Origin of the sequence: Rhizobium sp. BE258 (assembly GCF_031457345.1) — a bacterium.
Taxonomy (GTDB): domain Bacteria; phylum Pseudomonadota; class Alphaproteobacteria; order Rhizobiales; family Rhizobiaceae; genus Rhizobium.
Genome location: NZ_JAVDWL010000002.1, coordinates 610,161 through 635,042 on the forward strand (window position 1 = coordinate 610,161; position 24,882 = coordinate 635,042).

The following is a 24,882-nucleotide window of genomic DNA, read 5'->3' on the forward strand; positions in this document are numbered from 1 at the left end:
GGGCAGGGTGTCGCCGCTTCGGTGACGGTGTATCAGAGTCATGCGTATCGGGGAATATGCGCCGGGCGGCGCCATCGACCGCCTGCGAACAAATCACAGCCAGAATGACCGGGTCGTCGTTGAGGCTGAGGACGATGAGCTTTTCCGCACAGAGGCTCGCGTTCTGCAGGAACTTGGCATCGGGAAACCGATGATCGCCGAGGCCGCCGGACTGGCGCGGCAAAACGGGACAACGATCGAGCAAGAACTGCTGTCCAGCGGCTGGATTCTTGCCGAGAACTATTATGCCGGATTGGCGCGGTTGCTCCGGCTGGAGTTTATCGACCGGCTGAATCCGGAACTCATTCACGACAGTGATGTCCTCGATACGCAGCTTATCGAGACCAAGGTTCTCAAGCTCCAATACCTGCCGCAGCATGCCCATGCGATCGTGCCGCAAGCCCGGCAGATTCCAGCCCTGCAGGCGCGGCTCGCCGCTCGCCCGGATTTGCGCGAGCAGCTGCTGATTACGACCCCGGCAGAGATGCGCAGGGCGATCTGGGAACGTGGCGCCCAGCGACGGGTGAAGCAGAGCGTCAATACGCTTTTCGAGCGTGACCCGGATGTGAGCGCACGTATCGTGCTGCTTGGAAAGCAGGGTTTCATTGCCGGTGTAGCGGTGACGGCCCTTGCTGCTGGAATTCTGGCGAATGCCAATGTCTTGCTCGTAGCGCATATCTTCGTTTCGCTATTCTATCTGGCATCGATGCTGATCCGTTTCATGGCACTCACGAAGCCGGTGCCCCGTTTCAATCTCCGCACAGCGGATGGTGATCCGCTGCCTGTCTATACGGTTATGGTCGGTCTCTACCGTGAGGCGGCGGTCGCCGAGCAGCTGATCACCTGCCTGAAGCGGCTGAATTGGCCGGTCTCGAAACTCGATATCAAGCTTGTCTGCGAGGCTGACGATCGCGAGACGATCGCAGCGCTGACGGCGCAGGCACTCGGCACGCAATTTGAAATCATAGAGGTTCCGCCTGCCCGGCCGCGAACGAAGCCGAAGGCGCTGAACTATGCACTGGCTTCGGCACGCGGCGAGCTGCTCGCCGTTTACGATGCCGAAGACCGGCCGCATCCGGACCAGCTGCGCGAGGCCTATGCGACCTTCCGGGCTTCCCCTGATGACGTCGTCTGCCTGCAGGCGCCGTTGATCATCGCCAATGCCCGCGACTCCTGGATATCGGCTGCGTTTGCGCTCGAATATTCCGCGCTGTTCCGCATGCTGCTGCCGATGCTGGCCCTGATGCGCCTGCCGATGCCGCTCGGCGGCACCTCAAACCACTTCAAGACCAGCATCCTCAAAGAAACAGGTGGCTGGGATCCGCACAATGTCACCGAGGATGCCGACCTCGGCATGCGGCTTTACCGCAGGGGATATCGCTGCGGCGTGCTGAGTTCCCAGACGCTGGAAGACGCGCCTGTCACTGCCGCGACCTGGCTCCACCAGCGCACCCGCTGGTTCAAGGGCTGGCTGCAGACGTGGCTGGTGTTGATGCGCGATCCCGCGCTGCTTATGCGGGAGATGGGCCCCGCGGGCTTTGCGGTGTTTCAGTTGCTGATCGCCGGAATGCTTTTGTCTGCGCTCGCGCATCCGTGGATGCTGTTCTTCATCAGCGCGGCTTTGCTCGACCTCGCCGAACGAAACAGTGCGAAAGATCTGGTCCACTAGATCCTGCTTGCCGTCGATAGCTGCAATGTCATCGCCAGCTACGTGCTTTTCGTCCTGCTTGGGCGCAAGGCAATGACGCGCTGGGAGCGCCGGGCGCTCAGGCTGCGCTGGCTGGCATTGCCGCTTTATTGGCTGATGCTCTCGGCGGCTGCATGGCGTGCTGTCTGGCAGCTTCGCAGCAATCCGTTTTTCTGGGACAAAACCCCGCACGTGCCCTGCCGGAAACCTGCATAGACCGCCCGGGCCATTTGCCCGCCGCGCATTGCTTGCCATCTTTTCTGTGGTTTGCCCCGCGGCGTTAGGGCAGCATTAAGCAATCTGGATTCTTATCGCCGGCGACGACACCGGCCCCCTCCCGCCGCTTGCATGATGCGCGCTGTCGAGCCTCTCCGAGGTATTTCGGAATGCCGCAAGAACCGCAGCAGATTTCGCTGAGTTTCACACATTGATTTCAAACGCGCTGCGGCAAGCAACAGGCCGCGCCGAACGCAACGGGCTTTTTCCATGCTCAAACATCTGAAAATCCGGACCAAGATCCTTTCCGTCATCGCGCTTCTCGGCGTGATCACCGTCGCCGGTGTGGGATATATCATCTCTGAATTCCTCCGCGCTGACGCAAATTACAGTGCCTTCATCGATCATGAGGCACTGGCGGCCATGCAGGGCTCGCGCGCCAGCGCTTCGCTGATTTCCTCCGTTCTTCAGACAACCACGCTCTCGAACATGAAGCCCGATACGCCGGCCTTCAAGACGGCTCTGTCGGTGCCCAGCAAGATCCCGCAGGCCCGCGACCGTCTGCAGCAGGCCTCCGATCTGGTTCCGGCGCGCAAGAGCGCGATCGATGAGCTCCTGAAGGGTATCGACGAAATCGAAGCCCTGTCGGCGAAAGTCGTCGAAGCTGGAAAATCCGGCGACATGACCAGCGCCCAGTTGGCAGCTGTCATGATGACGACAAAGCTGAACGCCCTGACACCGAAAATGACCGCCAACAACGACGCGATGATGTCGATGCTCAACGACGGCGGCGATGCGCTCTCCGTTGCCGTTCGCACGCGGATCAACATCTGCCTCGCCGTCATTGCTGCATCGATCGCCGGTGCGATGGCGCTGGGCTTCTACATCGCCCAGGCAGGTATTGCCGGGCCGATGGTGCAGCTGCGCGAGCGCATGACGTTGCTTGCCGAAGGAGAGACGGAACGCGACGTGCCCGGCCTCGATCGTGGCGACGAAGTCGGCCAGATGGCCGCAGCACTTGCCGTCTTCCGCGACAACGCCCTCGAGCGCAAGCAGATCGAGGCGCGTGCCGAGAGCGAGCGCAATCTCAGCGACAACGAGCGCCGCCAGCGCGAAGCCGAAAAGATCCGCGAAGCCAACGAACTCGCCCGCACCGTGGACGAATTGGCAAATGGCCTGAAGCGCCTGTCATCAGGCGATCTCGTCGCCCATATCGAGACTCCTTTCCCGGATCATCTCGAAGGCCTACGCGCCGACTTCAACAGCTCTGTCAGCAAGCTCAACGGCACGATGAACGCCGTCGGCGCCAATGCCCGCGCCATCGGCGCAGGTGCCAACGAAATCCGCTCCTCGGCCGACGAGCTGTCGCGCCGCACCGAACAGCAGGCGGCCTCCGTCGAACAGACGGCAGCAGCGCTCGAGCAGATCACCACAACGGTGCGAGATGCCGCCCGCCGTGCTCAGGAAGCCAGTGAGCTGGTGACACGCATGCGCAGCGGCGCCGAAAAATCCGGCGCCATCGTCCAGAAGGCTGTCGGCGCGATGCAGCAGATCGAGCAGTCGTCGGTGGAAATCGGCAACATCATCGGCGTCATCGACGACATCGCCTTCCAGACCAACCTGCTGGCATTGAATGCCGGTGTCGAGGCGGCGCGTGCCGGGGAAGCCGGCAAGGGCTTTGCGGTCGTTGCGCAGGAAGTCCGTGAACTCGCCCAGCGTTCCGCCAATGCCGCCAAGGAAATCAAGGCGCTGATCACCAATTCCGGCACGCATGTGCAGACCGGTGTGGCGCTTGTTGGCGAGACCGGGAAGGCGCTGGATGCGATCGTCCAGGAGGTGCAGGAGATCAACCAGCACGTCCACGCCATCGCCGAGGCCGCGCGCGAGCAATCGACCGGCTTGCAGGAGATCAACACGGCCGTGAACACCATGGACCAGGGCACGCAGCAGAATGCCGCGATGGTCGAGGAAAGCACCGCCGCCAGCCACAGCCTGGCAACCGAAGCGGCATCGCTGAACAATCTGCTCGCCGAGTTCAGGCTGACGGGAACCGGCGGCTTCGCTGCAGCCGCTCCGGCATCGCAAGCAACGAGCCGCCCGATCGCCTCACGCCCGGCAGCAATCCAGGCGGCCGCACCGGTAACCAAGCCGCGCCCGGCCTCGATCCGCGTTGCCAACTCCGCAACCGCCCGCCCCAAGGCCTCGCCCGCACACGCGCTCGGCCAGAAGCTTGCCAGCGCCTTCGGCGTGAACAGCCCGGCGATCGAGAGCAAGGACGCCGATTGGACGGAGTTCTGACCGCTATCGACAGGTGGCGCCTGACCAGGCGCCATTTTGCTTTCCAGCACCATCTTGCGCAGCCAGAAGAGGCGCGGCAAACGCCAGCAAGTGTCGCCAATGCTCATAATGTTATTCTCAAAGGCGCGGAGGCGATACCTTGAATATCATTCGCCTCCCGGTACATAGGCCGAGAACGCCTGTGAATTAACCTCTGCCAAATTTCGACTTTGACTTTTCAAAGTGACTGCCGCTTACTCCACTAAGGGTGGTAGAGGGCTTAAAGTCGTGCGTTGTCTTCGGGTTGCTGCGTGTATCTGGTTTTCGTTGCTTTCATCCCTGGCGTGGTCGGCCGATATTCAGATCGAAAAGCTGAAGGATGAGATCTCGCTTATCTCCGTCGTCGGGGAGTTTGTTGAAGGCGATGACACCCGCTTCAAGAATCTGGCCATTTCGACCGACAGTGCCGTCGTCTTTTTGAGCAGCTCCGGTGGACTTGCCGGCGTCGGTATGGAGATCGGCCGAACAATTTCCATCAAAGGGTTTTCGACAGCGGTAGGGGAAAGCACAATTTGTGCATCATCGTGCGGTCTTGCCTGGCTCGCAGGAAAGAATCGCTTTCTTACTGAAACATCGAAAATCGGCTTTCACGCTGTCTTCGTCGACACCACCGGCCAGCAGGATGTCAGTAGCGCCGGAAATGCCTTAGTCGGATCCTATCTCCAGCAGCTTGGCCTAGGCGCAAAAGCCATCGTCTATGTCACTGACGCGGCACCACAATCAATGCAATGGCTAACGGCTGACGATGCCAAACGCATCGGGCTAGATGTCACCCTTCTGCCCAGCGATAAGCAGGGACAAGCTTCAACGCCAGTTCCTTTCGGAACGAATGGCACGGCGAGCTATGCCCCGACAACAGTGACCGTCACGCCGCAATCTCAGCCTCAGGAGCCGGCATGGAAGTTGTTTGAACACACCGACCTACCGGGCTACGACCTTCCTGACATGCCGTTGAAACTGTTCACTGTCGAAGACTGCAAAATGGAATGTGACGGCAATGACCGCTGCCGGGCGTTCACTTTCAACGAAGTCCACAACGTCTGCTTTCTTAAGGGGATGGCGACCGAGGCGCTGCAGTTTTCCGGCGCAGTATCTGGCTATAAAGGCGATGCGTCAGATATTCGTCGGATAGGCCAGGACTTTGGCCCATCGCTTGAATTTCGCACCAGCAAGAACGTTGAAATCAAGGGTAGGCCGTTTGCAAAGTTCAATGGCTCGACGTTGGACGCGTGCCAAGATCAATGCGTTCTGACCCCTACTTGTCAAGGGTTCAACTATTATCGAAGCGGCATGTGCGTCATGCTCAATATCCGCAAGCCGACACGCGGCAACCTGCTGTCAACCGCAGGGAGCCGGTCAAATTGAATACACCACGAAGATATTTGGAGCGGGTGAAGGGAATCGAACCCTCGTATTCAGCTTGGGAAGCTGCTGCTCTACCATTGAGCTACACCCGCGCAGTGCAAGCCTTCCAACAGATGGGAGGCGGTGTCAAGGCGGTCAGATGCGGAAGTGTTTCGAGAGCTTCAGGCCCTGGGCCTGGTAGTTGGAGCCGAGGCCGGAGCCGTAGAGGCTTTCGGGTTTTTCCAGCATGTGCTCGTAGATCAGGCGGCCGACGATCTGGCCGTCTTCGAGGATGAAGGGGACCTCGTGGCTGCGCACTTCGAGAACGGCGCGGCTGCCGCGACCACCCGCCGGTGCATGGCCGAAGCCCGGGTCGAAGAAGCCGGCATAGTGGACGCGGAATTCGCCAACCAAGGGGTCGAAGGGCGTCATCTCAGCGGCGTAGTGCGGCGGGACATGCACGGCTTCGCGCGAGACGAGGATGTAGAACTCGTCCGGGTCGAGGATCAGCTCGTTGCGGCCGCGGCTATAGAGCGGCTCCCAGAAATCGAAAATGTCGTGCTGGGCCTTCTTGTCGACATCGACGACGGCGGTGTGGTGCTTGCCGCGATAGCCGATCAGGCCTTCCTTGTCGCCTGCGAGATCGATCGACAGGGCAATGCCGCCGCCTGAGACGTTCGGCTTGGCGCTGGCGACCAGCGTCTCGCTGTCATGCAGCGCCTGAAGGTCCGGTTCGCCAAGAATGGAATGGCCGACGCGGAAGCGGATCTGCGACAGGCGCGAGCCGCGGCGCACGACGATCGGGAAGGTACGCGGCGAGATTTCGAGATAGAGCGGGCCGGAATATCCGGCCGGGATCTTGTCGAATTCCTGGGCGTAGTCAGTGATGACGCGGGTGAAGATATCGAGGCGGCCGGTGGAGCTCTTCGGATTGGCGGAGGCCGACATGCCGGCCGGCAGATCCACACGCTCCATCAGGGGAACGATATAGACGCAGCCGGTTTCGAGAACAGCCCCTTCGGAGAGGTCGATGACATGCAGGCTCAGACGATCGAGCTTGTCCGACACCAGATGCGAAGGGCCAGGCATGAAGCTGGCGCGCACCCGGAACGCCTTGGCGCCGAGGCGCAGGTCGAGGCTTGCCGGCTGAATCTGGTCACGGTCAAGTTCCCGTTCGGAGATCAGTCGGCCGGTCTCAAACAACGCAGCAATGGCACGGTCGGCCAAGATTCCAGTTTCGCGAGCCATCATGCTCCATCCATAGTTCGTGGCCGACAAAACCAAATACGGGGAATTGACGCAAGCAGCTAACGGCAGTATTGCAGCTTTATCCCGTGGTGATTTGGCCGGTCGGCTTGCAGCCACGTTAAATAAGTGGCTAAAAAGACCGGGTATGAAACCGGTCTGCTTTTGCGGCCGGTTTTTTTTGTTTTTGAGGTGATGGCATGAGCAAGTCCTGGCGCCCTGCAACCCAACTCGTTCACGGAGGCACTCTGCGCTCGCAATATGGCGAGATGTCGGAGGCAATCTACCTGACGCAAGGCTTCGTCTACGACACGTCGGAGGCGGCCGAGGCCCGCTTCAAGGGCGAGACCGAAGGCTTCATCTACGCCCGCTACGGCAGCCCCACCAACGACATGTTCGAGAAGCGCATGTGCGCACTCGAGGGTGCGGAAGATGCACGCGCCACGGCCTCCGGCATGGCCGCCGTCACCGCTGCAATCCTCTGCCAGCTGAAGGCTGGCGATCATATCGTTGCGGCCCGCGCCCTCTTCGGCTCCTGCCGCTGGGTGGTCGAGACGCTGGCGCCGAAATACGGCATCGAATGCACGCTCGTTGACGGCCGATACCTGGAAAACTGGGAAAAGGCGATCACGCCGAAGACCAAAGTGTTCTTCCTGGAAAGCCCGACCAACCCGACACTCGAGATCGTGGATATCGCCGGCGTTGCCAAGCTCGCCAACCAGGTCGGCGCCAAGGTCGTGGTCGACAACGTCTTTGCGACGCCGCTCTTCCAGAAGCCTCTGGAGCTCGGCGCTCACATCGTCATCTATTCGGCGACCAAGCATATCGACGGCCAGGGCCGCTGCCTCGGCGGCGTCGTGCTCTCCGACAAGGCGTGGATCGACGAGCACCTGCACGACTACTTCCGCCATACTGGCCCGGCCATGTCGCCGTTCAACGCATGGACGCTCCTGAAGGGCATCGAGACGCTGCCGCTGCGTGTGGCCCAGCAGACCAGGAATGCCGCAAAGATTGCCGATTTCCTGGCCGAGCAGAAGCAGGTTGCCCGCGTCATTTATCCCGGCCGCAAGGACCATCCGCAGGCCGACATCATCGCCAAGCAGATGACCGGCGGCTCGACGCTGGTCTGCTTCGAGCTGAAGGGAGGCAAGGAAGCTGCCTTCAAGCTGCAGAACGCACTCGATGTGGTGACGATCTCCAACAATCTCGGCGATACGCGCAGCCTGATCACGCATCCGGCGACGACAACGCACAAGAACCTCTCGGATGAGGCGCGTGCCGAACTCGGCATTTCGGCCGGCACCGTGCGTCTTTCGGCAGGCATCGAAGATACCGACGATCTGCTTGAAGATTTCGCCCAGGCTCTGTCGAAGATCCCGGCTTAAGCAGTAAGCCGCCGGACTTGCCGGTCCGGCGGCCCGCCCCACCTAAAGCTTCAGTCAGCTCTGCTTTATTAGAGTCATTAACTTTGAATGTTAGGATTAACAATCAAAACGGCGTGCAATCGCCTGTATTTGGCTGATGATACGGTGGCATTTCTTGACGGAGCCAATGCCGTATAAGATACGAGTAAGATATCCCGACTAAGGTGTAAGGCATGTACCGGGCCCTCACACGCGATATAGAAGTTGTTGTCGAGCCGTTTTATCTGGAGGAGCAATCCGATCCGGACGACGATCGCTATGTCTGGGGATACCGCATCGTCATCAGCAACAATTCCGGCCTGTCAGTCAAACTCGTCAACCGTTACTGGAACATAACGGACCAGAACGGTGTGGTCGACGAGGTAACGGGACCGGGTGTGGTCGGCGAACAGCCGCGGCTGGAGCCCGGCGATACCTATGAATACTCGTCAGGCTGCCCGCTCGATACGCCATCGGGGCTGATGTTCGGCCACTACCAGATGGAAACGGACGAAGGCGAGCTCTTCGATGTCGAGATACCCGCCTTCTCCCTGGATTCGCCCGGCCTTCTCAGAGTGCTGAACTGACCGTCATTCGGCCGGCTGCAGCTCTGCCGGCTCGAAACGATAGGTGGTCGAGCAGAATTCACAGGTGACGGCGATCTCACCGTTTTCCTGGCTGGCCTCGATCTCCTCCGCCGAAAAGCCCTTCAGAACGCCGCCGATCTTTTCACGCGAACAGCTGCAGCGGTCGTAGACCTGCTTGGCCTCGAAAACCCGCACGCCGCGCTCGTGGAACAGGCGATAGAGCAGCCGCTCGGTTCCGACCAGCGGATCCGTCAGCTCATCGGCGTCGATGGTCTCGACCATGGCGCGGGCTTCTGCCCAGGCGTCATCTTCCTTCAAACCTGTCGCAATTTCATCGCCGTCTCCGCCATGCAGATCCGGCTGGCGCATGCGCTCGGGCGCTTCCGGCAGGAACTGCGCGACAAGCCCCCCTGCCCGCCAGCGATGCCGCGGCTTGCCGCTGCTGTCGCGGTCGAGAAGTTCGGCAGCCGCCAGACGGACGCGCGTCGGGATCTGCTCGGATTGGCGGAAATAGACGCCGGCGATATCCTCGAGCGAGGTACCGTCGAGTTCGACGATGCCCTGATAGGGCTGGCTGAACTTGCCCTGATCGATGGTGAAGGCCAGCACGCCCTTGCCGAGCAGCTGCTCGGGTTCTGTCTGCCCGGCGGCGATCGCCTGATCCAGCAGTGCCTGATCGAAGCGCGCATAGGCGCGTACGTTCTCGGGTGTGGCAAAATCGGCAACAAGCAGGTCGACCGGGCCATCACCCTTGGTCTGCACCGTGAACTTGCCTTCGAATTTCAGCGACGTGCCGAGCAGAACCGTCAGGACCACGACTTCGGCCAGAAGCCGGGCGACGGGTGCGGGATAGTGGTGGCGCTCAAGGATGGCGTCGAGCATCGGGCCGAGCTGGACGGCGCGGCCGCGCACATCCAGGCCTTCGACCTGAAAGGGGACGACGTGATCATCGCCCGCGAAGTGAAGCTCGTTGAGAGCGGCGGCTGTGTCTGCCATGGTCTTACTCCTAGTCGTCAGAGCGGCAGACCAAGCTGTCTTCCCGCTCGCGCGGCCACCAGGCCATCAGGCCGGATGTGGCGTCCAATATGGTTCAGATCGCGCCCAGGCACCATGCAAGAATCGACTTCTGCGCATGAAGACGGTTTTCCGCTTCATCGAAGACCACGGATTGCGGGCCATCGATCACATCGTCCGTCACTTCCTCACCACGATGGGCGGGCAGGCAATGCATGAACAATGCATCCTTGCCTGCTTTCGCCATCAAAGCCTGATTGACCTGATAGGGCTGGAAGACGTTGTGACCGCGAGCCCGATGTTCCTGATTCATGGAGACCCAGGTATCGGTTACCACGCAATCGGCGCCTTCGACCGCACGGTCGGCATCATGGCCAAGCATGATTTCGGCGCCCTCATTGCGGGCCCAGTTCAGATAGTGATCCTTCGGCTCAGAACCAAGGGGTACCGCCATGTTCATGCGATAGCCGAAACGGGCAGCCCCTTCGACCAGCGAATGCAGCACATTGTTGCCGTCACCGGTCCAGGCGATCGTCTTGCCCTTGACCGGGCCGCGATGCTCTTCGAAGGTCATGATATCAGCCATGATCTGGCAGGGATGCGTATCGTCCGTCAGCGCGTTGATGACCGGTACCGTCGCGTGTTCGGCAAGCTCCAGCATGCGGTGATGCTCGGTCGTACGGATCATGATCGCATCAACGTAGCGCGACAGAACCTTGGCGGTATCGCCGATCGTCTCGGCGCGGCCGAGCTGCATCTCGGTGCCCGAGAGGAACAGCGTCTCGCCGCCGAGCTGCCGCATGCCGACATCGAAGGAGACGCGCGTCCGTGTGGAAGGCTTTTCGAAGATCATCGCCAGCATCTTGCCGGCCAGCGGCTTGTCGCCCTTGCCTGCTTTGAACGCCTGCTTGCGCAGCATCGCGTCGTCCATGATGACACGCAGATCGGCAGAGCTCATCGCCGAAAGATCGAGGAAGTGTTTGGGGGAAGCCATGTCGTCCTTACCTGTTTGCCCCGGAAGGCATCTATCCGTTCAAGCCGTCTTCTTGGCCTTCGATGCGCGAATGCTTTCGGCGGCCTGCTCAATGCGGGCGAGACCCTCGCGAGCTTCCTCCGCCGTGACGACCAAAGGCGGCAGCAGACGCACAACGTTGTCGCCGGCGGGCACGCCAAGCAGATGCGCATCGCGGATGGCAGCCAGAAGTTCAGTCGAGGGAACGGCGGCCTTGATACCGAGCAGCAAGCCCTCGCCGCGGATATCCTCGATCACGTCGGGATAGCGGTCCTTGAGCGATGCCAGGCCTTGGCGGAAGACCAGAGCGACGTCACGGACATGCTGGAGGAAGCCTTCGGCAAGGACGATGTCGAGCACAGCGCCGCCGACAGCCATGGCGAGCGGGTTGCCGCCATAGGTCGAGCCGTGGGTACCGGCCTTCATGCCGGACGCAGCTTCCGCCGTTGCCAGGCAGGCGCCGAGCGGGAAGCCGCCACCGATGCCCTTGGCGACAGCCATGATATCAGGGGTGACGCCGGACCACTCATAGGCAAAGAACTTGCCGGTACGGCCGACGCCCGTCTGGACCTCGTCGAGAATGAGCAGCAGCTCCTTCTCGTCGCAGAGCGCACGCAGCGCCTTCATGAACTCCGTGGTCACCGGGCGAATGCCACCCTCGCCCTGAACCGGCTCGATCAGAATGCCTGCGGTCGCATCGGTGATTGCGGCGCGCACAGCGTCGATATCGCCAAAGGGCACCTGGTCGAAGCCAGGGGCCTTGGGGCCGAAACCTTCGAGATACTTCTCTTGCCCGCCGGCAGCGATCGTCGCCAGCGTACGTCCGTGGAAGGCGCCTTCGAAGGTGATGATATGGAAACGCTCGGGATGGCCCTTCGAATACTGATAGCGGCGTGCGGTCTTGATCGCGCATTCCAGGGCTTCCGCGCCGGAATTGGTGAAGAACACCTTGTCGGCGAAAGTCGCCTCCGTCAGCCGCCTGGCGAGTTGCTCCTGACCGGGGATTTCATAGATGTTGGACAGGTGCCAGACCTTGTCGGCCTGTGCCTTTAGGGTATCCACGACATGCGGATTGCTGTGGCCGACCGAGGTCACGGCAACGCCGGCACCGAAATCCAGATATCGTTCGCCGCTTTCGGTAATCAGCCACACGCCCTCACCTCGCTCGAACCGCAATGGGGCACGAGAATAGGTATCATATAGCGGCGCGGCTTCAGCCATGGCGCGGTCTCCTGTCAGCGTTACGGGCAACCGGACTCCGGCTAAAAAACCAGGTCCGAAAAATTAAAAATGCCGCCTTTCGGCGGCGACTGGCACTATTTACTTTTCGCACTGCAATGTCAACAAAACTGCGGCTTTCGTGGCTTCTGAGAGACGCTCAAGCAATGTCGCGTTTTATCAACAGCTAATGTTGCAGAAATGACTCTCAGGGGAAGCAAGTTGGGGAAAACCCCGAATTCGATTCATCCGGATTCCTGCGACTCTTGTCACGGAGTCAGCCTCACACTAGGTTAAAACTCAATTACTAGACTGCATGCGGCGGAACTAGTCACCAAAATTAGTCAAGCGTTTCTTGTGCCGGATTCGTCCGGGGCAAACAGTGAGGGATTCTGCCTTCGCAACGCTTAAACGGCGGAGACACAGGGCATGAACTGGACAGACGAGCGGGTCGAGAAACTCAAGAAACTGTGGTCCGAAGGGCTGAGCGCGAGCCAGATCGCTGCCCAGCTTGGCGGCGTCAGCCGTAACGCCGTTATCGGCAAGGTTCACCGTCTGGCGCTGCCGGGCCGTGCGAAGGCCGGCGGCAACGCCACGGCTGCCCGCGCTCCCAAGCGTACGGCGGCAGCACCCCGCGCCCCAACCTACGCATCGCGTCTGGCGACGACCCGTACGGTCACCCGCCAGCAGGGCGCGACGATGCTGAAGGAAGAGATCGAGATCGACGTCATGGAGGAGATGGAATACCGTCCCGCCAAGAACGTGATCGTCCCGATTTCCCGCCGTCTCGGCCTGACGGAGCTCACCGAGCGCACCTGCAAGTGGCCGGTCGGCGATCCCTTGAAGGACGATTTCCACTTCTGCGGCTGCGAAAGCCCGGATTCTTCGCCTTACTGCACCTACCACCAGCGCCTGGCCTACCAGCCGGTCAACGAGCGCCGCAGGGCAGCAGCCCGGGCAAACTGAGCCGGGTAAGCACAAACGAAAAACGGGCCTTACGGCCCGTTTTTTTGTGTCTCAATTCCGAAAGCTTCAAGCTTCCATCGAATATCCAGCGCCGCGAACGGTGCGGATGACATCCTGCATGTTGGAGAAATTCAGCGCCTTGCGCAGACGGCCGACATGGACATCGACGGTGCGCTCGTCGACATAGATGTCGTGACCCCAGACGCCATCCAGAAGCTGCGAGCGCGAGAAGACGCGGCCGGGAGAGGCCATCAGGAATTCCAGCAGGCGAAACTCGGTCGGTCCGAGACGGACTTCGCGGGTCTTGCGATGAACGCGGTGCGTCTCGCGGTCGAGTTCGATATCGCCGCATTTCAGCACGGTCGAGAGAACTTCGGGCTTGGCGCGGCGCAGCATCGCCTTGACGCGTGCGACGAGCTCAGGCGTCGAGAACGGCTTGACGACATAGTCGTCGGCACCGGTCGAGAGGCCGCGAACGCGTTCACTTTCCTCGCCGCGTGCCGTCAGCATGATGATCGGCAGGCGCTCGGTCTCCGGGCGCATGCGCAGCCGGCGGCAAAGCTCGATGCCTGATACGCCAGGCAGCATCCAATCAAGGATAAGAAGGTCCGGCGTCCGCTCCTGAAGGCGGATTTCCGCCTCATCGCCGCGCAGGATGGTGTCGACCTCGAAACCTTCGGCTTCGAGATTGTAACGAAGAAGCACGCTCAGTGCTTCTTCGTCTTCAACGACTGCAACTCTCGGGATCATTCTGCTCTGTCTCCTGAGGCCCGGTCCGGATATTATTCCGTGACCGCGCCGACGGTGTTGGCGGTGTCGTCCTTCGGACGCTCGCCCTCCGGCTGGGCGCCGGTCGCCATGTAGTAGATGGTTTCTGCGATGTTGGTGGCGTGGTCGCCGATGCGCTCGATGTTCTTGGCGCAGAACAGAAGATGCGTGCAGCTGGTGATGTTGCGCGGATCTTCCATCATGTAGGTCAGGAGCTCGCGGAACAGCGAGGTGTACATCGCGTCGATTTCCTCGTCGCGCTCGCGGATCGACTTCGCCTTATCGGCAGCGCGCGTCGTGTAGACGTCAAGCACTTCCTTGAGCTGCACGAGAGCCAGTTCCGAGAGATGCTCCAGGCCGCGGCCAAGCTTACGCGGAACGCCGGTGCTCTGCACGGCGATAACGCGCTTGGCGGTGTTCTTGCCGAGATCGCCGACACGCTCGAGGTCAGCGGCGATGCGGATCGAACCCATGATCTCGCGCAGGTCCGACGCCATCGGCTGGCGGCGGGCGATGGTGACGATCGCCTTGTCGTTGATCTCGCGCTCGGCGTGATCGAGGATCACGTCGTCGGAGATGACCTTCTGCGCCAGTGCGCCGTCGCCATTGACCAGCGCGCGCACAGCGTCGGAGACCATCTGTTCCGCCAGACCGCCCATTTCGGAAATGCGGCGGGTCAGGAACTTCAGATCCTCGTCATATGCAGAAAAGATATGTGTCGATGCCATGGGAAATGTCCTTGAGTGTCTCTATCGGAAGTCGTGACGCCAAAGATCAGCCGAAGCGGCCCATGATGTAGTCCTGGGTGCGCGGATCGTCCGGATTGGTGAACATCTTGTCGGTGTCGTTCTCCTCGACGAGGTTGCCGAGGTGGAACATGGCGGTGCGCTGCGAGACGCGGGCCGCCTGCTGCATGGAGTGCGTCACGATGACGATCGTGTAGCTTTCGCGCAGCTCGTGGATCAGCTCCTCGACCTTTGCGGTTGCGATCGGATCGAGCGCCGAGCAGGGTTCGTCCATGAGGATGACCTCAGGCGAGACCGCGACGGCACGGGCGATGCAGAGACGCTGCTGCTGACCGCCGGAGAGGCCGGTGCCGGATTCATGCACGCGGTCCTTGACCTCGTTCCAGAGGCCGGCGCGCTGCAGGCTGGTCTCGACGATCTGGTCCATGTCGGCCTTCGACTTGGCGAGACCGTGGATGCGCGGGCCGTAGGCGACGTTTTCGTAGATCGTCTTCGGGAACGGGTTCGGCTTCTGAAACACCATGCCGACGCGGGCGCGCAATTCGACGACGTCGATATCCGGATCGTAGATATCATCGCCATCGAGCGTGATCTTGCCGGTGACGCGGCAGTTGTCGATCGTGTCGTTCATACGGTTCAGGCTGCGCAGGAAGGTGGACTTGCCGCAGCCGGACGGGCCGATGAGCGCAGTCACTGTATTTTCGCGGATGTTCAGCTTGACGTCGAAGAGAGCGCGCTTTTCGCCGTAATAGACGGAAACGTCCTGGCCGATCATCTTGTAAGGGATGCTGTTCATCTTCTGGTCCAGAGCCTTCTCAACTGCTGCTTCTGTCAACATGTTCATGGGTTTGTACTCCGTTTACCAGCGGCGCTCAAAGCGACGGCGCAAGAGGATGGCTCCGATGTTCATGACGATCAGGAACAGAAGCAGGACGATGATGGCACCCGAGGTACGCTCCACGAAGGCGCGTTCGGCTTCGTTGGCCCACATATAGACCTGGACCGGAAGTGCCGTGGACGGATCGAGCGGCGTGGTCGGGGCATTGGCGACGAAGGCGACCATGCCGATCAGCAGCAGAGGCGCGGTTTCGCCGAGCGCATGAGCCAGGCCGATGATGGTACCGGTCAGGATGCCCGGCATGGCAAGCGGCAGAACGTGGTGGAACACCATCTGCATCTTCGATGCGCCGAGACCGAGAGCGGCCGAGCGGATCGACGGCGGCACGGCACGAAGCGCAGCACGCGTCGCGATGATGATGGTCGGCAGGGTCATCAGCGTCAGCACCAGGCCACCGACCAGCGACGCGGAACGCGGCAGACCCATGAAGTTGATGAAGACGGAGAGGCCGAGCAGACCGTAAACGATCGACGGAACGGCAGCGAGGTTGTTGATGTTGACCTCGATGAGATCGGTCAGCTTGTTCTTCGGCGCGAACTCCTCGAGATAAATCGAGGCGGCGACACCGATCGGCAGAGCAAGAACCAGAACGATCAGCATCAGGTAGAGCGAGCCGATGAGAGCAACGCCGAGCCCTGCCGCTTCCGGACGGCTGGAATTGCCATTGACGAACAGGCCTGTGTTGAACTGCTTGAAGAGAGCACCGCTCGCCTTAAGCTCGTTCATCCAGCCGACCTGCTTGTCGTTCACCTTGCGGTTCTTCTCATCGACAGAGAGATCGATCTGGCCTTTGCTGGCGCTATCGATATTGGCGTCGGCAAGCACCGTGACATTGACCGTCTTGCCGATGATCGACGGGTCGGAAACAACCATGTCGCGCAGCTGGATCGGAGCGCCCTTGGAGAGCATGGCCGAAGCATCGCGGACGTCAGGACGGCTCGAGGCGTTGACATTCAGCTGCTTGACGATGGCGTCACGCAGCAACGCGCCGTAGTTGGCAGAGACGAGGACCGACGGATCGGTCGCACGCTTGTTGCTCGGGTCAATGGTCTTTTCGGTGAATTCCACCGGAAGCGTGATCGCCGTCTGCTGGAAGGCGGTATAGCCCTGGCGGATGACCGTCGAGAGCAGGATCGCCAGGAAGATCAGGCCAAAAGATATGGCAGCGATGCCATAGGCCTGGAAGCGGCGTTCTGCGGCATAGCGGCGCTTGATGCCGATGTCGCGGCGTGCCGGAGCCTTGGAGACAGTGATGCCTGCAACGGGAGAAACAATATTCGTCATTCGTACTGCTCCCGGTATTTGCGCACGATGTAGAGCGCGTAGATATTGAGGCAAAGCGTGATGAAGAAGAGCGTAATGCCGAGCGCGAAGGCAACCAGCGTCTGCGGCGAGGTGAACTCGAGGTCACCCGTCAGCTGATTGACGATCTTGACCGTGACCGTCGTCATCGGCTCGAACGGATTGATCTGGATGCGGGCGGCAACACCGGCCGCAAGCACAACGATCATCGTTTCGCCGATGGCGCGCGATGCGGTCATCAGCAGCGCACCGACGATACCCGGAAGAGCGGCCGGTAGCACGACCTTCTTGATGGTTTCGGAGCGCGTTGCGCCGAGGCCGAGCGAACCGTCACGCAGCGCACGCGGCACGGCGGTGATGATATCGTCGGACAGCGAGGACACGTAAGGGATCAGCATGATGCCCATGACGATACCGGCGGTCAGAACACTCTGTGCCTGGATGAAGTTCGTGTAGTCGCCGGTCAGGAGACCGCTGACCTGCGACGACAGATCGCGCAGGAACGGGCCGACGGTGACGAGCGCGAAGAAGCCGTAGACGATGGTCGGGATACCCGCCAGAACTTCGAGCAGCGGCTTGGCAAGCGAACGAATTTTCGGCGAAGCGTATTCGGCCATGTAGATGGCGGCGAAGAGGCCGACCGGCACGGCGACCAGCATGGCGACGGCGCCGATATAGAGCGTGCCGAGCAACAGCGGGATCAGGCCGAACTGACCAAAGGACGAGCTGCCGGCACCCGCGAAGCGCGGATCCCAGACGGTGCCGAAGAAGAAGTCCGCGGCGGGAACGCTGGCGAAGAAGCGAATGGCTTCCGACAGCATCGACAGAACGATGCCGATGGTCGTCAGAATGGCGATAGACGAAGACAGCAACAGGCCCCAGAGCATGACGCGCTCAACGCGGTTGCGGGCCCTGAAGCGTGGCTTGACGCCGCGCAGGGCGTAGAGCGCGCCACCGACGGCAAGCACGAGCACGATCGCGCTCATGATCAGACGGCTGGAGGCGCTTTCGGCATTCAGCAGCTTGGCGGCATCGAGCATGTAGGGCTGCGGTTCACCGGCGAGCGGGACGCCCTTCTCGTTGAGCTTGGCCTGAACCGCCTTGGTGTCGGCACCGACTGCCGTGACTTCGTCGGATGTGAGCAGGTTCAGGCCACGACCAACGGTCGCGACCATGCTGTAGCTCAGATCCTGCTCGGCAGTGGTCTTCGCCTTCACATCGTCGGGAAAGGATTTGCGGACGGTGGATTCGATGATGCCTGGGCTGGCGGCGAGCCAGACACAGAGAACGATCAGGGCCGGAAGGATGGCCCAAATGGCGGCATAAGCGCCGTAATAACCCGGCCGCGAATGCAGCACGGAAGACTTGCCCCCGGCAAGTGCCGTGGCCCGGCTGCGGGCGGCCACATAGGCCAGCGCGCCAAGCACCACGAGACACAAGAGTATAATGGATGTGCTCATTCTTTACGTCCCCAGGCGCTCGGCCCCAAAAGCACAGGCTGCGATATCGCCGCCGGCTTCCCAATCATGGAGAAACTCGAAACCTTGCGCCTGACCGGGCAAGGGTACCTCAGTCGAAGACCGGCGCGGCACCCCCCAAGGCACCGCGCCGGCTTATTGATTACATCGTTTTTTCGGCTTCTACGGCCTTGCGGATCTCTTCGCGCTCGGCGTCCGGAGCAGCAACGAGGCCGTATTCGACGAGCGGGCTGTCAGGGCCGATCATCTGGTCGGATACGAAGAAGTTGACGTATTCCTTCAGGCCCGGAACGGCGCCGAGATGTGCCTTCTTGACGTAGAAGAACAGCGGGCGGGAAACCGGGTAGGTGCCGTCAGCGATGGTCTCGGTCGATGGAACGATACCGCTCATCGAAGCAACCTTGAGCTTGTCAGCGTTGTTTTCGTAGAAGGAGAGGCCAAATACGCCAACGCCGGTCTTGTTGGCAGCGATGCGTGCCAGCGTTTCCGGATAGTCGCCGTCGATATCGACTGCAGCGCCGTCCTTACGGACTGCGACGCAAGCCTTCTGCTGAGCAGCCTTGTCGGTGATTTCCTTGGCGATGACGTCGAGTGCGCCCGAAGCCTTGCAGCCGGCGGCCAGAACGTTCAGTTCGAAGACTTCGCGGGTGCCGTGCTTTTCGCCCGGGATGTAGGCAGCGATATCAACAGCCGGGAGCTTCGGATTGACTTCCGACCACTTCTTGTAAGGGTTGGCAACGAGCTTGCCGTCAACGACGACCTGCGCAGCGAGAGCCTTGTAGAGGTCCTCAGGAACGTAGGCGACGTCAGGGTTGGACGAGTCGGTTGCGAAGACGATACCGTCATAACCGATCTTCACTTCCTGGATGTCGGTGACGCCAGCGGTCTTGCAGGCTTCCAGTTCGTTCTTGTTGATCGGACGCGAAGCGTTTGCAACGTCGATGGTGTCTTCGCCAACGCCCTTGCAGAATTCCTTGAGGCCAGCGCCCGTGCCGCCAGATTCAACGACCGGCGTCTTGAAGTTGGTGAAGGTTTCGCCGAAGGATTCAGCGACGATCTTAGCGTAAGGCAGAACGGTGGACGAGCCGGCAACCTGGATCTGGTCGCGAGCGGCTGCAGCGCCTGCAAAAGCAACGGTTGCGGCAAGAGCGGCAACGGTAAGTTTAAGCGTGTTCATCAAAAAATCTCCCGGCATTGGGCTTTGTGTGGGCAGGCCCCCCAGGGCCCTCGCATTGCCTTTTTTCATCGGCAGCCACTCTTTAGCCCCTGATGCACAGAGCTTTTATGTCACTTTGGTGAAACATTTGTGACAGGTTAAATTATTGAAATGAAATAATAAAAATTTTGGATGTTATGGATGTGTTGCGGCTTTATGTCAAAACCGCACCGTAAAGGCCGTTCCCTTACCAACCTCGGACTTGACGATCAGCCGTGCACGATGGCGCGTGAGGATGTGCTTGACGATCGCAAGCCCCAAGCCGGTGCCCTTTTTCGACCGGCTGTCCTCGATGCTGACGCGGTAAAAGCGCTCGGTCAGGCGCGGAACATGCTCTGCCGGAATGCCCGGCCCCTTGTCGGCAACGGTAACTTCAACCGGCTGTCCGGACCCGTTCTTGACCGTCACATCGACGGCCTTGCCTTCCTGGCCATATTTGCAGGCGTTTTCGATCAGGTTCTCGAAGACCTGCACCAGTTCGTCGCGATCGCCGAGCACCTCGGCCTGACCTTCCGGCAGATGAAGGTTGATCTCGACGCCGACATCCTTCGCCAGAGGGGCGAGCGAATCCCGGACATGGCCGAGCAAGGGGACAAGATCGACCTTCTCATCCGGCGCGATATGCGACTTCAGCTCGAGGCGCGACAGAGACAGCAGATCATCGACCAGCCGGCTCATGCGCGTCGTCTGGTCGAACATGATGCCGAGGAAGCGCTCCTGCGCCTTCGCGTCGTTCTTTGCAGGGCCCTGAATGGTCTCGATGAAGCCGCGCAGGGAGGCGAGCGGCGTGCGCAGCTCATGGCTGGCATTGGCCACGAAATCTGAGCGCATGCGGTCGATACGCCTCACCTCGGAAATATCGCGGAAGGACAGAATGAAGAAGTGCTCGGCATTTTCGCCACCGCCGAGATCGATCGGCGCGCTGCGTACGATATAGACCCGCTCGGAGGGAAGCCGTTCGGAATGCTCGATCTGGTTCGGCGCGTTGGTGACGATGGTTTCGCGCACCATGTCGAGAATGCCGGGCGAACGGAGACGAGCGGAAATATGGGCGCCGATGATCATCTCGCCGAAGGCCTTCTCGGCCGCCCGGTTCTGGAAGAGAACCGAGGCATCGCCCGAGAGCACCATGACGGGAATATCCAGTCCGGCAAGCGTTGCCGAAACCTCCGGCAGACGGCTTTTCGGCGCTTCCGGTTCAGGAACGGGCAGCTCGGCGAGCTTTGCCTGCACGGCTGGCTCGGCATTCATGATGACGACAAGCAGCATGAGGGCAACAAGGGCCAGGACGCCCCATTTGTTCATGTCTGCCGCCAGCGCCACCATTCCGATGACGAGTGCGGCCAGAAGCACTGGCCGTTCCTGCCTGATGCGGGCCATCAGCCCCGATGTCCACGGCGTTTCCTCTTCCACGTGCCCCTCGCCCGCATCGGGTCCTGTTTATCGCTTCAAACTTTGCCTGATAGCGCTGATTCATGACAGAAGTTTTCGGCTGCGGCCACCAGCCGCGAAACAAGCCGTGGAAACACACAGCTTTTTCTGAATTCCCCGAGAGATTTGATTTTTCACACGAAATATGATCGCCTGCTCAAAAGCCGACGTTGCTGGAGGAAATTATGGGCGAGGATGTCGAAAGCCGCGCAGTTGAACTGGAGATCAGGGGCAAGAAGCGTGTCTTCGACGTCGATGATCCGGTCCTGCCCGATTGGATCAGCGACAACGCGCTCGAATCCGGCGACTTTCCCTACAAGAAGAAGCTGAAGGAAGAAGACTATCTCGAAGACCTCGAGAAGCTGCAAATCGAACTGGTCAAGGTGCAGTTCTGGCTGCAGGCAACCGGCAAGCGGGTGATGGCGCTGTTCGAGGGCCGGGATGCCGCCGGCAAGGGCGGCGCGATTTCCGCATCGTCTGCCCGCATGAACCCGCGTCTTGCCCGCGTCGTCGCGCTGGCGAAACCGACCGAACGCGAAGCCGGTCAATGGTATTTCCAGCGCTATATCAGCCAGTTTCCCACGGCCGGCGAATTCGTGCTCTTCGACCGCTCCTGGTATAACCGCGCCGGTGTCGAACCGGTCATGGGTTTCTGCACGCCGAAGCAGTACGAGGATTTCCTGGAACAGGCGCCGCAACTTGAGAAGGTGATTGCCCACGAGGGCATTCATTTCTTCAAGTTCTATCTGGATATCGGCCGCGAAATGCAGCTGAAGCGCTTTCACGACCGCAGACACGACCCGCTCAAGGTTTGGAAGCTATCGTCCATGGATATCGCGGCACTGACGAAATGGGGCGACTACAGCGACAAGCGCGACCGGATGCTGAAAGCGACGCATACCGAATTCGCGCCCTGGACCGTCATCCGCGCCAACGACAAGCGGAGAGCACGGATCAACCTGCTTCGCCACATGCTGAAGACGATGGACTACGACGGCAAGGACAAGAGCGCGCTCGGCGAACTCGACGACAAGATCATCGGCTCGGGTCCCGGCTTTCTGAAATAGGATGGGTTAATGCGGCCTGCAGCGGCGATCGGCGGATTTTTGACGGTATTTGGGCTCGCCGCACAGGCACATGCCTGCGTGCTGCTGCAGGATGTTGATTACAGCGTGCTCTATCGCTCAGATACGATCGTCAGGGCGAAAGTTGTCGGCTACCAGAGCCGTCCGGAGCAGAAGGACGCGCTCTTCCGTCTTGAGATCGAGCAGGTGCTCACCGGCAAGAGCGTCGAGCCTCATATCATCGAGGCGCGCTGGGAGCGGAAATACAAGCCGGCGCCGCAAATCTGGGACGGCTATACCAACGTGATCGTCGGCCTGCGGCTTTCCGGCGGCGCACCGGCGCAGATCGTTCGTGAAAGCTGTGGCTTCGACGGTATCGTCGAGGATACGCCGCAGGACCTCTCGATCCTGCTCAGCCAGGCGCCCGCCGGCAGCTGATCGAGCCTGCTTATTGCCCGGGCAGGATACGCACCGCGTAAAGATTGATCCCGCGGGCCCTGCCATCGACATCGCTGTTGATCAGCAGCTTGCCATCCGAACTCGGCGCCAGAGAGCGATCGAATCTGACTTGCAGCAGCGCATCCGACTTTTCCCGCGTGACGCTGAAACGGTGACGGGCGCAGTTCCCAAGCGTCTGGAAATCGCACTCGACGGTGATCTGCGTCGGCTCGTCGGTGGTCGATTGCAAGGTGATGGCGATGGTGGACGACTTTCCGGCGAGCTGCTGCAGCACGGCGGCGGGTACGGTGATGCCGATATTGCCGTCGGCGCCGTTGCTCTGCGAAATCAGCCGGACTGCGGCCGCGTCGTTCTCCGTCACGTTTTCCGTATGCGCCTGCGCACCATTGGCGATCTTGCTGGCATCGGATGGCTTGAAGACCTCGATCCATTCGGCCGAGAAACTGTTCTGCGGGTCGATGGTTACAGGCTCGTCGGTGTGGCTGCCGGAATTATCTGCCGTCTCGTTCTGGCTGCCGTCGAAATCCTCAGGCTGGGTGCTGGCAGGCGGATTGGCAACGCTGGTATCGCGCTCCGCGGCCGTCAGCAGCAGGCCTGACTTATGCGCCCACCAGGCCCCCATGCCGAGAAAGGCGATCAGCACGCACCAGACCAGAAGCCGGGAGAAAAACTTGCGCGGCTTTCGACGCTTGGCCGCCCCTTCCGGGCGGAAATCCATATTGCCGGGAGCCGCAGCCTTGGCCGCCGGACGTGGTTCGGCGGCAAAGGCTTCCTCCGCAGCGGGCGCAGCACCCAAGTGATCGGCAGCACCGGCATGCACGCCGTCGAGGCTCGCATCGTCATAGGCGCTGCGCGGCTCTTCAGCATGGCGTGTCTCGCCTGCCAGTTCCGGCGCGGCCGCCTCAGGCGACGGGGCTTCATGATGATAGGGTTCGGGCACTTCGACAACAGGCGGAACCGGCACTTCCGGCGGCCCCTGGCGCGGATGCATACGCTCGCGCTCTTCGGCCTCGATCATGTGGATCGTCGTCTCAAGCCGGTGACGGTGGTGCGCGACAGCATCGCGGTCGGTGACGTCCTGCTTGCGCAGCCCTGCCTCCAGCGCCTGGCGCGCGGACTGATAGATTCTGGCGCGGATCTCTGGATTGTCGCGATCGGAATTGCCAAGCGCCGTTCTGATGGCCGTTTCTAATCCGCTCACGTGCGATCCTTCACTCTTGAAACCGGCATTCCGCTCAAATCTTTACAAATGCCTAACAAAATCCGGTAGCGGCAACAGCGCCAAACCGCAAGCCTCCGGCACGCCGCCCGGCCGATCGGCAGGGGAAAACGCCGCCTTTCAGAATATCCGAAAATCGCAAAATCGGTAGCCTGCCCAGTTGGGTGGCCTTTTCGGCGCAATGTAACTCTGTTATCAAATTGACGCTTCCGTAAACGTCAATTCATGGTGACCTCATGGCGCTGCCCGAAATCCTGACGAAGAACCTGCGACTCCCGGTCGTGGCCTCGCCGCTGTTCATCATCTCGCATCCGGCCCTGACACTGGCGCAATGCAAGGCAGGCGTCATCGGCGCGTTTCCGGCGCTCAACGCCCGGCCGGAAAGCCAGCTCGACGAATGGCTGGCGATGATCACCGAGGAGCTTGCCGCCCACAATGCCGCCAATCCGGACCGGCCGGCCGCGCCGTTTGCGGTCAACCAGATCGTCCATATGTCGAACAAGCGGCTGGAGCACGACCTGATGCTCTGCGTGAAATACAAGGTGCCCGTCGTCATCTCCTCGCTCGGCGCCGTGCCGGAGGTGAATGCCGCCGTGCATTCTTATGGCGGCATCGTGCTGCATGACGTCATCAACAACCGCCACGCCAACTCGGCGATCCGCAAGGGTGCCGACGGGCTGATTGCGGTCGCCGCCGGCGCCGGCGGCCATGCCGGCACGCTGTCGCCCTTCGCCCTCATCCAGGAAATCCGTGAATGGTTCGATGGCCCGTTGCTGCTTGCCGGCGCCATCGCCAATGGCGGGGCGATCCTGGCGGCCGAGGCGATGGGCGCCGACATGGCCTATATCGGCACCCCCTTCATCGCCACCGAGGAGGCCCGAGCGAGCGACGCCTACAAGCAGGCAATCGTCGACGGGGCGGCCAACGATATCGTCTATTCGAACTATTTTACCGGCGTGCATGGCAATTATCTGAAGCCATCGGTGAAATCCGCAGGCCTCGACCCCGACAACCTTCCCGTCGCCGATCCCTCGAAGATGGATTTCGAACAGGCAGTCGGCGGCGCTAAGGCCTGGAAGGATATCTGGGGCAGTGGCCAGGGCATCGGCGCCATCAAGGCTGTCGAGCCGGTTGCAAAGCTCGTCGATCGCCTGGACAGCGAATACCGCGCCGCCCGCGCCCGCCTCAGCCTCTAGGACGATTTCCACAACGCCGGTCTTTTTTGCCAAAGCC

21 protein-coding genes, 1 tRNA gene and 1 riboswitch are annotated in these 24,882 nt (G+C 60.9%); of the genes, 9 read left to right on the top strand and 13 right to left on the bottom strand.

What is annotated here, in order from left to right:
* Positions 1–40 precede the first annotated feature (40 nt).
* The 3 genes from J2X43_RS08270 (at position 41) to J2X43_RS08280 (ending at position 5,644) form a co-directional block, all read left to right on the top strand.
* Positions 41–1,708, top strand: a complete 1,668-nt coding sequence (locus J2X43_RS08270) for a glycosyltransferase family 2 protein (RefSeq protein ID WP_310293139.1) — start codon at positions 41–43, stop codon at positions 1,706–1,708.
* Between the two features lie 504 nt (positions 1,709–2,212).
* Positions 2,213–4,240, top strand: coding sequence for a methyl-accepting chemotaxis protein (locus J2X43_RS08275; RefSeq protein ID WP_310293141.1), 2,028 nt, complete (start codon positions 2,213–2,215; stop codon positions 4,238–4,240).
* Positions 4,241–4,546: 306 nt separating this feature from the next.
* A complete protein-coding gene (locus tag J2X43_RS08280) occupies positions 4,547–5,644 on the top strand; it encodes a PAN domain-containing protein (protein ID WP_310293143.1) in 1,098 nt (365 codons plus the stop codon).
* An 18-nt stretch (positions 5,645–5,662) separates the two neighbouring features.
* Here J2X43_RS08280 and J2X43_RS08285 read toward each other — a convergent pair.
* Positions 5,663–5,736, bottom strand: a tRNA-Gly gene (locus tag J2X43_RS08285).
* Positions 5,737–5,779: 43 nt separating this feature from the next.
* Positions 5,780–6,874: a 2'-deoxycytidine 5'-triphosphate deaminase gene (locus J2X43_RS08290; protein ID WP_162698720.1), complete on the bottom strand. Its 1,095-nt coding sequence runs from the start codon at positions 6,872–6,874 to the stop codon at positions 5,780–5,782.
* 73 nt (positions 6,875–6,947) lie between these two features.
* Positions 6,948–7,026, top strand: a riboswitch (SAM riboswitch).
* 42 nt (positions 7,027–7,068) lie between these two features.
* Between J2X43_RS08290 and J2X43_RS08295 the strand changes: the two genes are divergently transcribed.
* Positions 7,069–8,253, top strand: coding sequence for an O-succinylhomoserine sulfhydrylase (locus J2X43_RS08295; RefSeq protein ID WP_310293145.1), 1,185 nt, complete (start codon positions 7,069–7,071; stop codon positions 8,251–8,253).
* A gap of 212 nt (positions 8,254–8,465) precedes the next feature.
* Positions 8,466–8,858 carry a Co2+/Mg2+ efflux protein ApaG gene (apaG, locus tag J2X43_RS08300; RefSeq protein ID WP_112385358.1) on the top strand — a complete coding sequence of 131 codons (393 nt, stop codon included), beginning with the start codon at positions 8,466–8,468 and terminating at the stop codon, positions 8,856–8,858.
* A gap of 3 nt (positions 8,859–8,861) precedes the next feature.
* On the opposite strand, the gene J2X43_RS08305 is transcribed toward apaG, so the two are convergent.
* From J2X43_RS08305 to J2X43_RS08315, 3 genes are all read right to left on the bottom strand, one after another.
* The gene (locus tag J2X43_RS08305; RefSeq protein ID WP_310293148.1) at positions 8,862–9,854 is read right to left on the bottom strand and encodes an Hsp33 family molecular chaperone; all 993 of its coding nucleotides are present in this window, start codon (positions 9,852–9,854) and stop codon (positions 8,862–8,864) included.
* 94 nt (positions 9,855–9,948) lie between these two features.
* Entirely contained in the window at positions 9,949–10,866 is a 918-nt protein-coding gene (gene argF / locus J2X43_RS08310; protein ID WP_310293150.1) for an ornithine carbamoyltransferase, read from the bottom strand.
* A gap of 39 nt (positions 10,867–10,905) precedes the next feature.
* On the bottom strand, positions 10,906–12,105 hold the full coding sequence (locus tag J2X43_RS08315; protein WP_310293152.1) for an aspartate aminotransferase family protein: 1,200 nt from the start codon (positions 12,103–12,105) through the stop codon (positions 10,906–10,908).
* Between the two features lie 426 nt (positions 12,106–12,531).
* On the opposite strand from J2X43_RS08315, the gene J2X43_RS08320 reads away from it, so the two are divergent.
* Positions 12,532–13,068, top strand: a complete 537-nt coding sequence (locus J2X43_RS08320) for a GcrA family cell cycle regulator (RefSeq protein ID WP_112385354.1) — start codon at positions 12,532–12,534, stop codon at positions 13,066–13,068.
* A gap of 66 nt (positions 13,069–13,134) precedes the next feature.
* On the opposite strand, the gene phoB is transcribed toward J2X43_RS08320, so the two are convergent.
* The 7 genes from phoB to phoR all read right to left on the bottom strand — a co-directional run bounded on the left by phoB (position 13,135) and on the right by phoR (position 20,856).
* The gene (gene phoB, locus J2X43_RS08325) at positions 13,135–13,818 is read right to left on the bottom strand and encodes a phosphate regulon transcriptional regulator PhoB (RefSeq protein WP_112385353.1); all 684 of its coding nucleotides are present in this window, start codon (positions 13,816–13,818) and stop codon (positions 13,135–13,137) included.
* 32 nt (positions 13,819–13,850) lie between these two features.
* Positions 13,851–14,564 carry a phosphate signaling complex protein PhoU gene (gene phoU, locus J2X43_RS08330; protein WP_112385352.1) on the bottom strand — a complete coding sequence of 238 codons (714 nt, stop codon included), beginning with the start codon at positions 14,562–14,564 and terminating at the stop codon, positions 13,851–13,853.
* Positions 14,565–14,610: 46 nt separating this feature from the next.
* Entirely contained in the window at positions 14,611–15,426 is an 816-nt protein-coding gene (gene pstB / locus J2X43_RS08335; RefSeq protein WP_112385351.1) for a phosphate ABC transporter ATP-binding protein PstB, read from the bottom strand.
* Between the two features lie 15 nt (positions 15,427–15,441).
* The gene (pstA, locus tag J2X43_RS08340) at positions 15,442–16,764 is read right to left on the bottom strand and encodes a phosphate ABC transporter permease PstA (RefSeq protein WP_112385350.1); all 1,323 of its coding nucleotides are present in this window, start codon (positions 16,762–16,764) and stop codon (positions 15,442–15,444) included.
* Positions 16,761–18,242, bottom strand: a complete 1,482-nt coding sequence (pstC, locus tag J2X43_RS08345) for a phosphate ABC transporter permease subunit PstC (RefSeq protein WP_310293155.1) — start codon at positions 18,240–18,242, stop codon at positions 16,761–16,763. Before pstC ends, pstA begins: the two co-directional genes overlap by 4 nt.
* A gap of 160 nt (positions 18,243–18,402) precedes the next feature.
* The gene (locus J2X43_RS08350; protein ID WP_112385348.1) at positions 18,403–19,437 is read right to left on the bottom strand and encodes a substrate-binding domain-containing protein; all 1,035 of its coding nucleotides are present in this window, start codon (positions 19,435–19,437) and stop codon (positions 18,403–18,405) included.
* A gap of 198 nt (positions 19,438–19,635) precedes the next feature.
* Positions 19,636–20,856 (bottom strand): phosphate regulon sensor histidine kinase PhoR, encoded by a 1,221-nt coding sequence (gene phoR / locus J2X43_RS08355; RefSeq protein ID WP_112514028.1) that lies wholly within the window; start codon positions 20,854–20,856, stop codon positions 19,636–19,638.
* Positions 20,857–21,092: 236 nt separating this feature from the next.
* On the opposite strand from phoR, the gene ppk2 reads away from it, so the two are divergent.
* Both ppk2 and J2X43_RS08365 read left to right on the top strand, forming a co-directional pair.
* Entirely contained in the window at positions 21,093–21,974 is an 882-nt protein-coding gene (gene ppk2 / locus J2X43_RS08360; protein ID WP_310293156.1) for a polyphosphate kinase 2, read from the top strand.
* 9 nt (positions 21,975–21,983) lie between these two features.
* Positions 21,984–22,409, top strand: a complete 426-nt coding sequence (locus J2X43_RS08365) for a hypothetical protein (RefSeq protein WP_112538494.1) — start codon at positions 21,984–21,986, stop codon at positions 22,407–22,409.
* A gap of 10 nt (positions 22,410–22,419) precedes the next feature.
* Here the strand turns inward: J2X43_RS08365 and J2X43_RS08370 are convergent, their stop codons facing one another.
* Positions 22,420–23,631, bottom strand: a complete 1,212-nt coding sequence (locus J2X43_RS08370) for a regulator (RefSeq protein WP_310293158.1) — start codon at positions 23,629–23,631, stop codon at positions 22,420–22,422.
* Positions 23,632–23,885: 254 nt separating this feature from the next.
* On the opposite strand from J2X43_RS08370, the gene J2X43_RS08375 reads away from it, so the two are divergent.
* Entirely contained in the window at positions 23,886–24,845 is a 960-nt protein-coding gene (locus J2X43_RS08375; protein WP_310293160.1) for a nitronate monooxygenase family protein, read from the top strand.
* The last annotated feature ends 37 nt before the right edge of the window (positions 24,846–24,882 follow it).

Bases quoted from the DNA above. Each gene is read 5' to 3' on its own strand.
- J2X43_RS08270 (WP_310293139.1), top strand. From the start codon at position 41: ATGCGTATCGGGGAATATGCGCCGGGCGGCGCCATCGACCGCCTGCGA.
- J2X43_RS08275 (WP_310293141.1), top strand. From the start codon at position 2,213: ATGCTCAAACATCTGAAAATCCGGACCAAGATCCTTTCCGTCATCGCG.
- J2X43_RS08290 (WP_162698720.1), bottom strand. From the start codon at position 6,874: ATGATGGCTCGCGAAACTGGAATCTTGGCCGACCGTGCCATTGCTGCG.
- J2X43_RS08295 (WP_310293145.1), top strand. From the start codon at position 7,069: ATGAGCAAGTCCTGGCGCCCTGCAACCCAACTCGTTCACGGAGGCACT.
- apaG (WP_112385358.1), top strand. From the start codon at position 8,466: ATGTACCGGGCCCTCACACGCGATATAGAAGTTGTTGTCGAGCCGTTT.
- J2X43_RS08305 (WP_310293148.1), bottom strand. From the start codon at position 9,854: ATGGCAGACACAGCCGCCGCTCTCAACGAGCTTCACTTCGCGGGCGAT.
- argF (WP_310293150.1), bottom strand. From the start codon at position 10,866: ATGGCTTCCCCCAAACACTTCCTCGATCTTTCGGCGATGAGCTCTGCC.
- J2X43_RS08315 (WP_310293152.1), bottom strand. From the start codon at position 12,105: ATGGCTGAAGCCGCGCCGCTATATGATACCTATTCTCGTGCCCCATTG.
- J2X43_RS08320 (WP_112385354.1), top strand. From the start codon at position 12,532: ATGAACTGGACAGACGAGCGGGTCGAGAAACTCAAGAAACTGTGGTCC.
- phoB (WP_112385353.1), bottom strand. From the start codon at position 13,818: ATGATCCCGAGAGTTGCAGTCGTTGAAGACGAAGAAGCACTGAGCGTG.
- phoU (WP_112385352.1), bottom strand. From the start codon at position 14,564: ATGGCATCGACACATATCTTTTCTGCATATGACGAGGATCTGAAGTTC.
- pstB (WP_112385351.1), bottom strand. From the start codon at position 15,426: ATGAACATGTTGACAGAAGCAGCAGTTGAGAAGGCTCTGGACCAGAAG.
- pstA (WP_112385350.1), bottom strand. From the start codon at position 16,764: ATGACGAATATTGTTTCTCCCGTTGCAGGCATCACTGTCTCCAAGGCT.
- pstC (WP_310293155.1), bottom strand. From the start codon at position 18,242: ATGAGCACATCCATTATACTCTTGTGTCTCGTGGTGCTTGGCGCGCTG.
- J2X43_RS08350 (WP_112385348.1), bottom strand. From the start codon at position 19,437: ATGAACACGCTTAAACTTACCGTTGCCGCTCTTGCCGCAACCGTTGCT.
- phoR (WP_112514028.1), bottom strand. From the start codon at position 20,856: ATGGCCCGCATCAGGCAGGAACGGCCAGTGCTTCTGGCCGCACTCGTC.
- ppk2 (WP_310293156.1), top strand. From the start codon at position 21,093: ATGGGCGAGGATGTCGAAAGCCGCGCAGTTGAACTGGAGATCAGGGGC.
- J2X43_RS08365 (WP_112538494.1), top strand. From the start codon at position 21,984: ATGCGGCCTGCAGCGGCGATCGGCGGATTTTTGACGGTATTTGGGCTC.
- J2X43_RS08375 (WP_310293160.1), top strand. From the start codon at position 23,886: ATGGCGCTGCCCGAAATCCTGACGAAGAACCTGCGACTCCCGGTCGTG.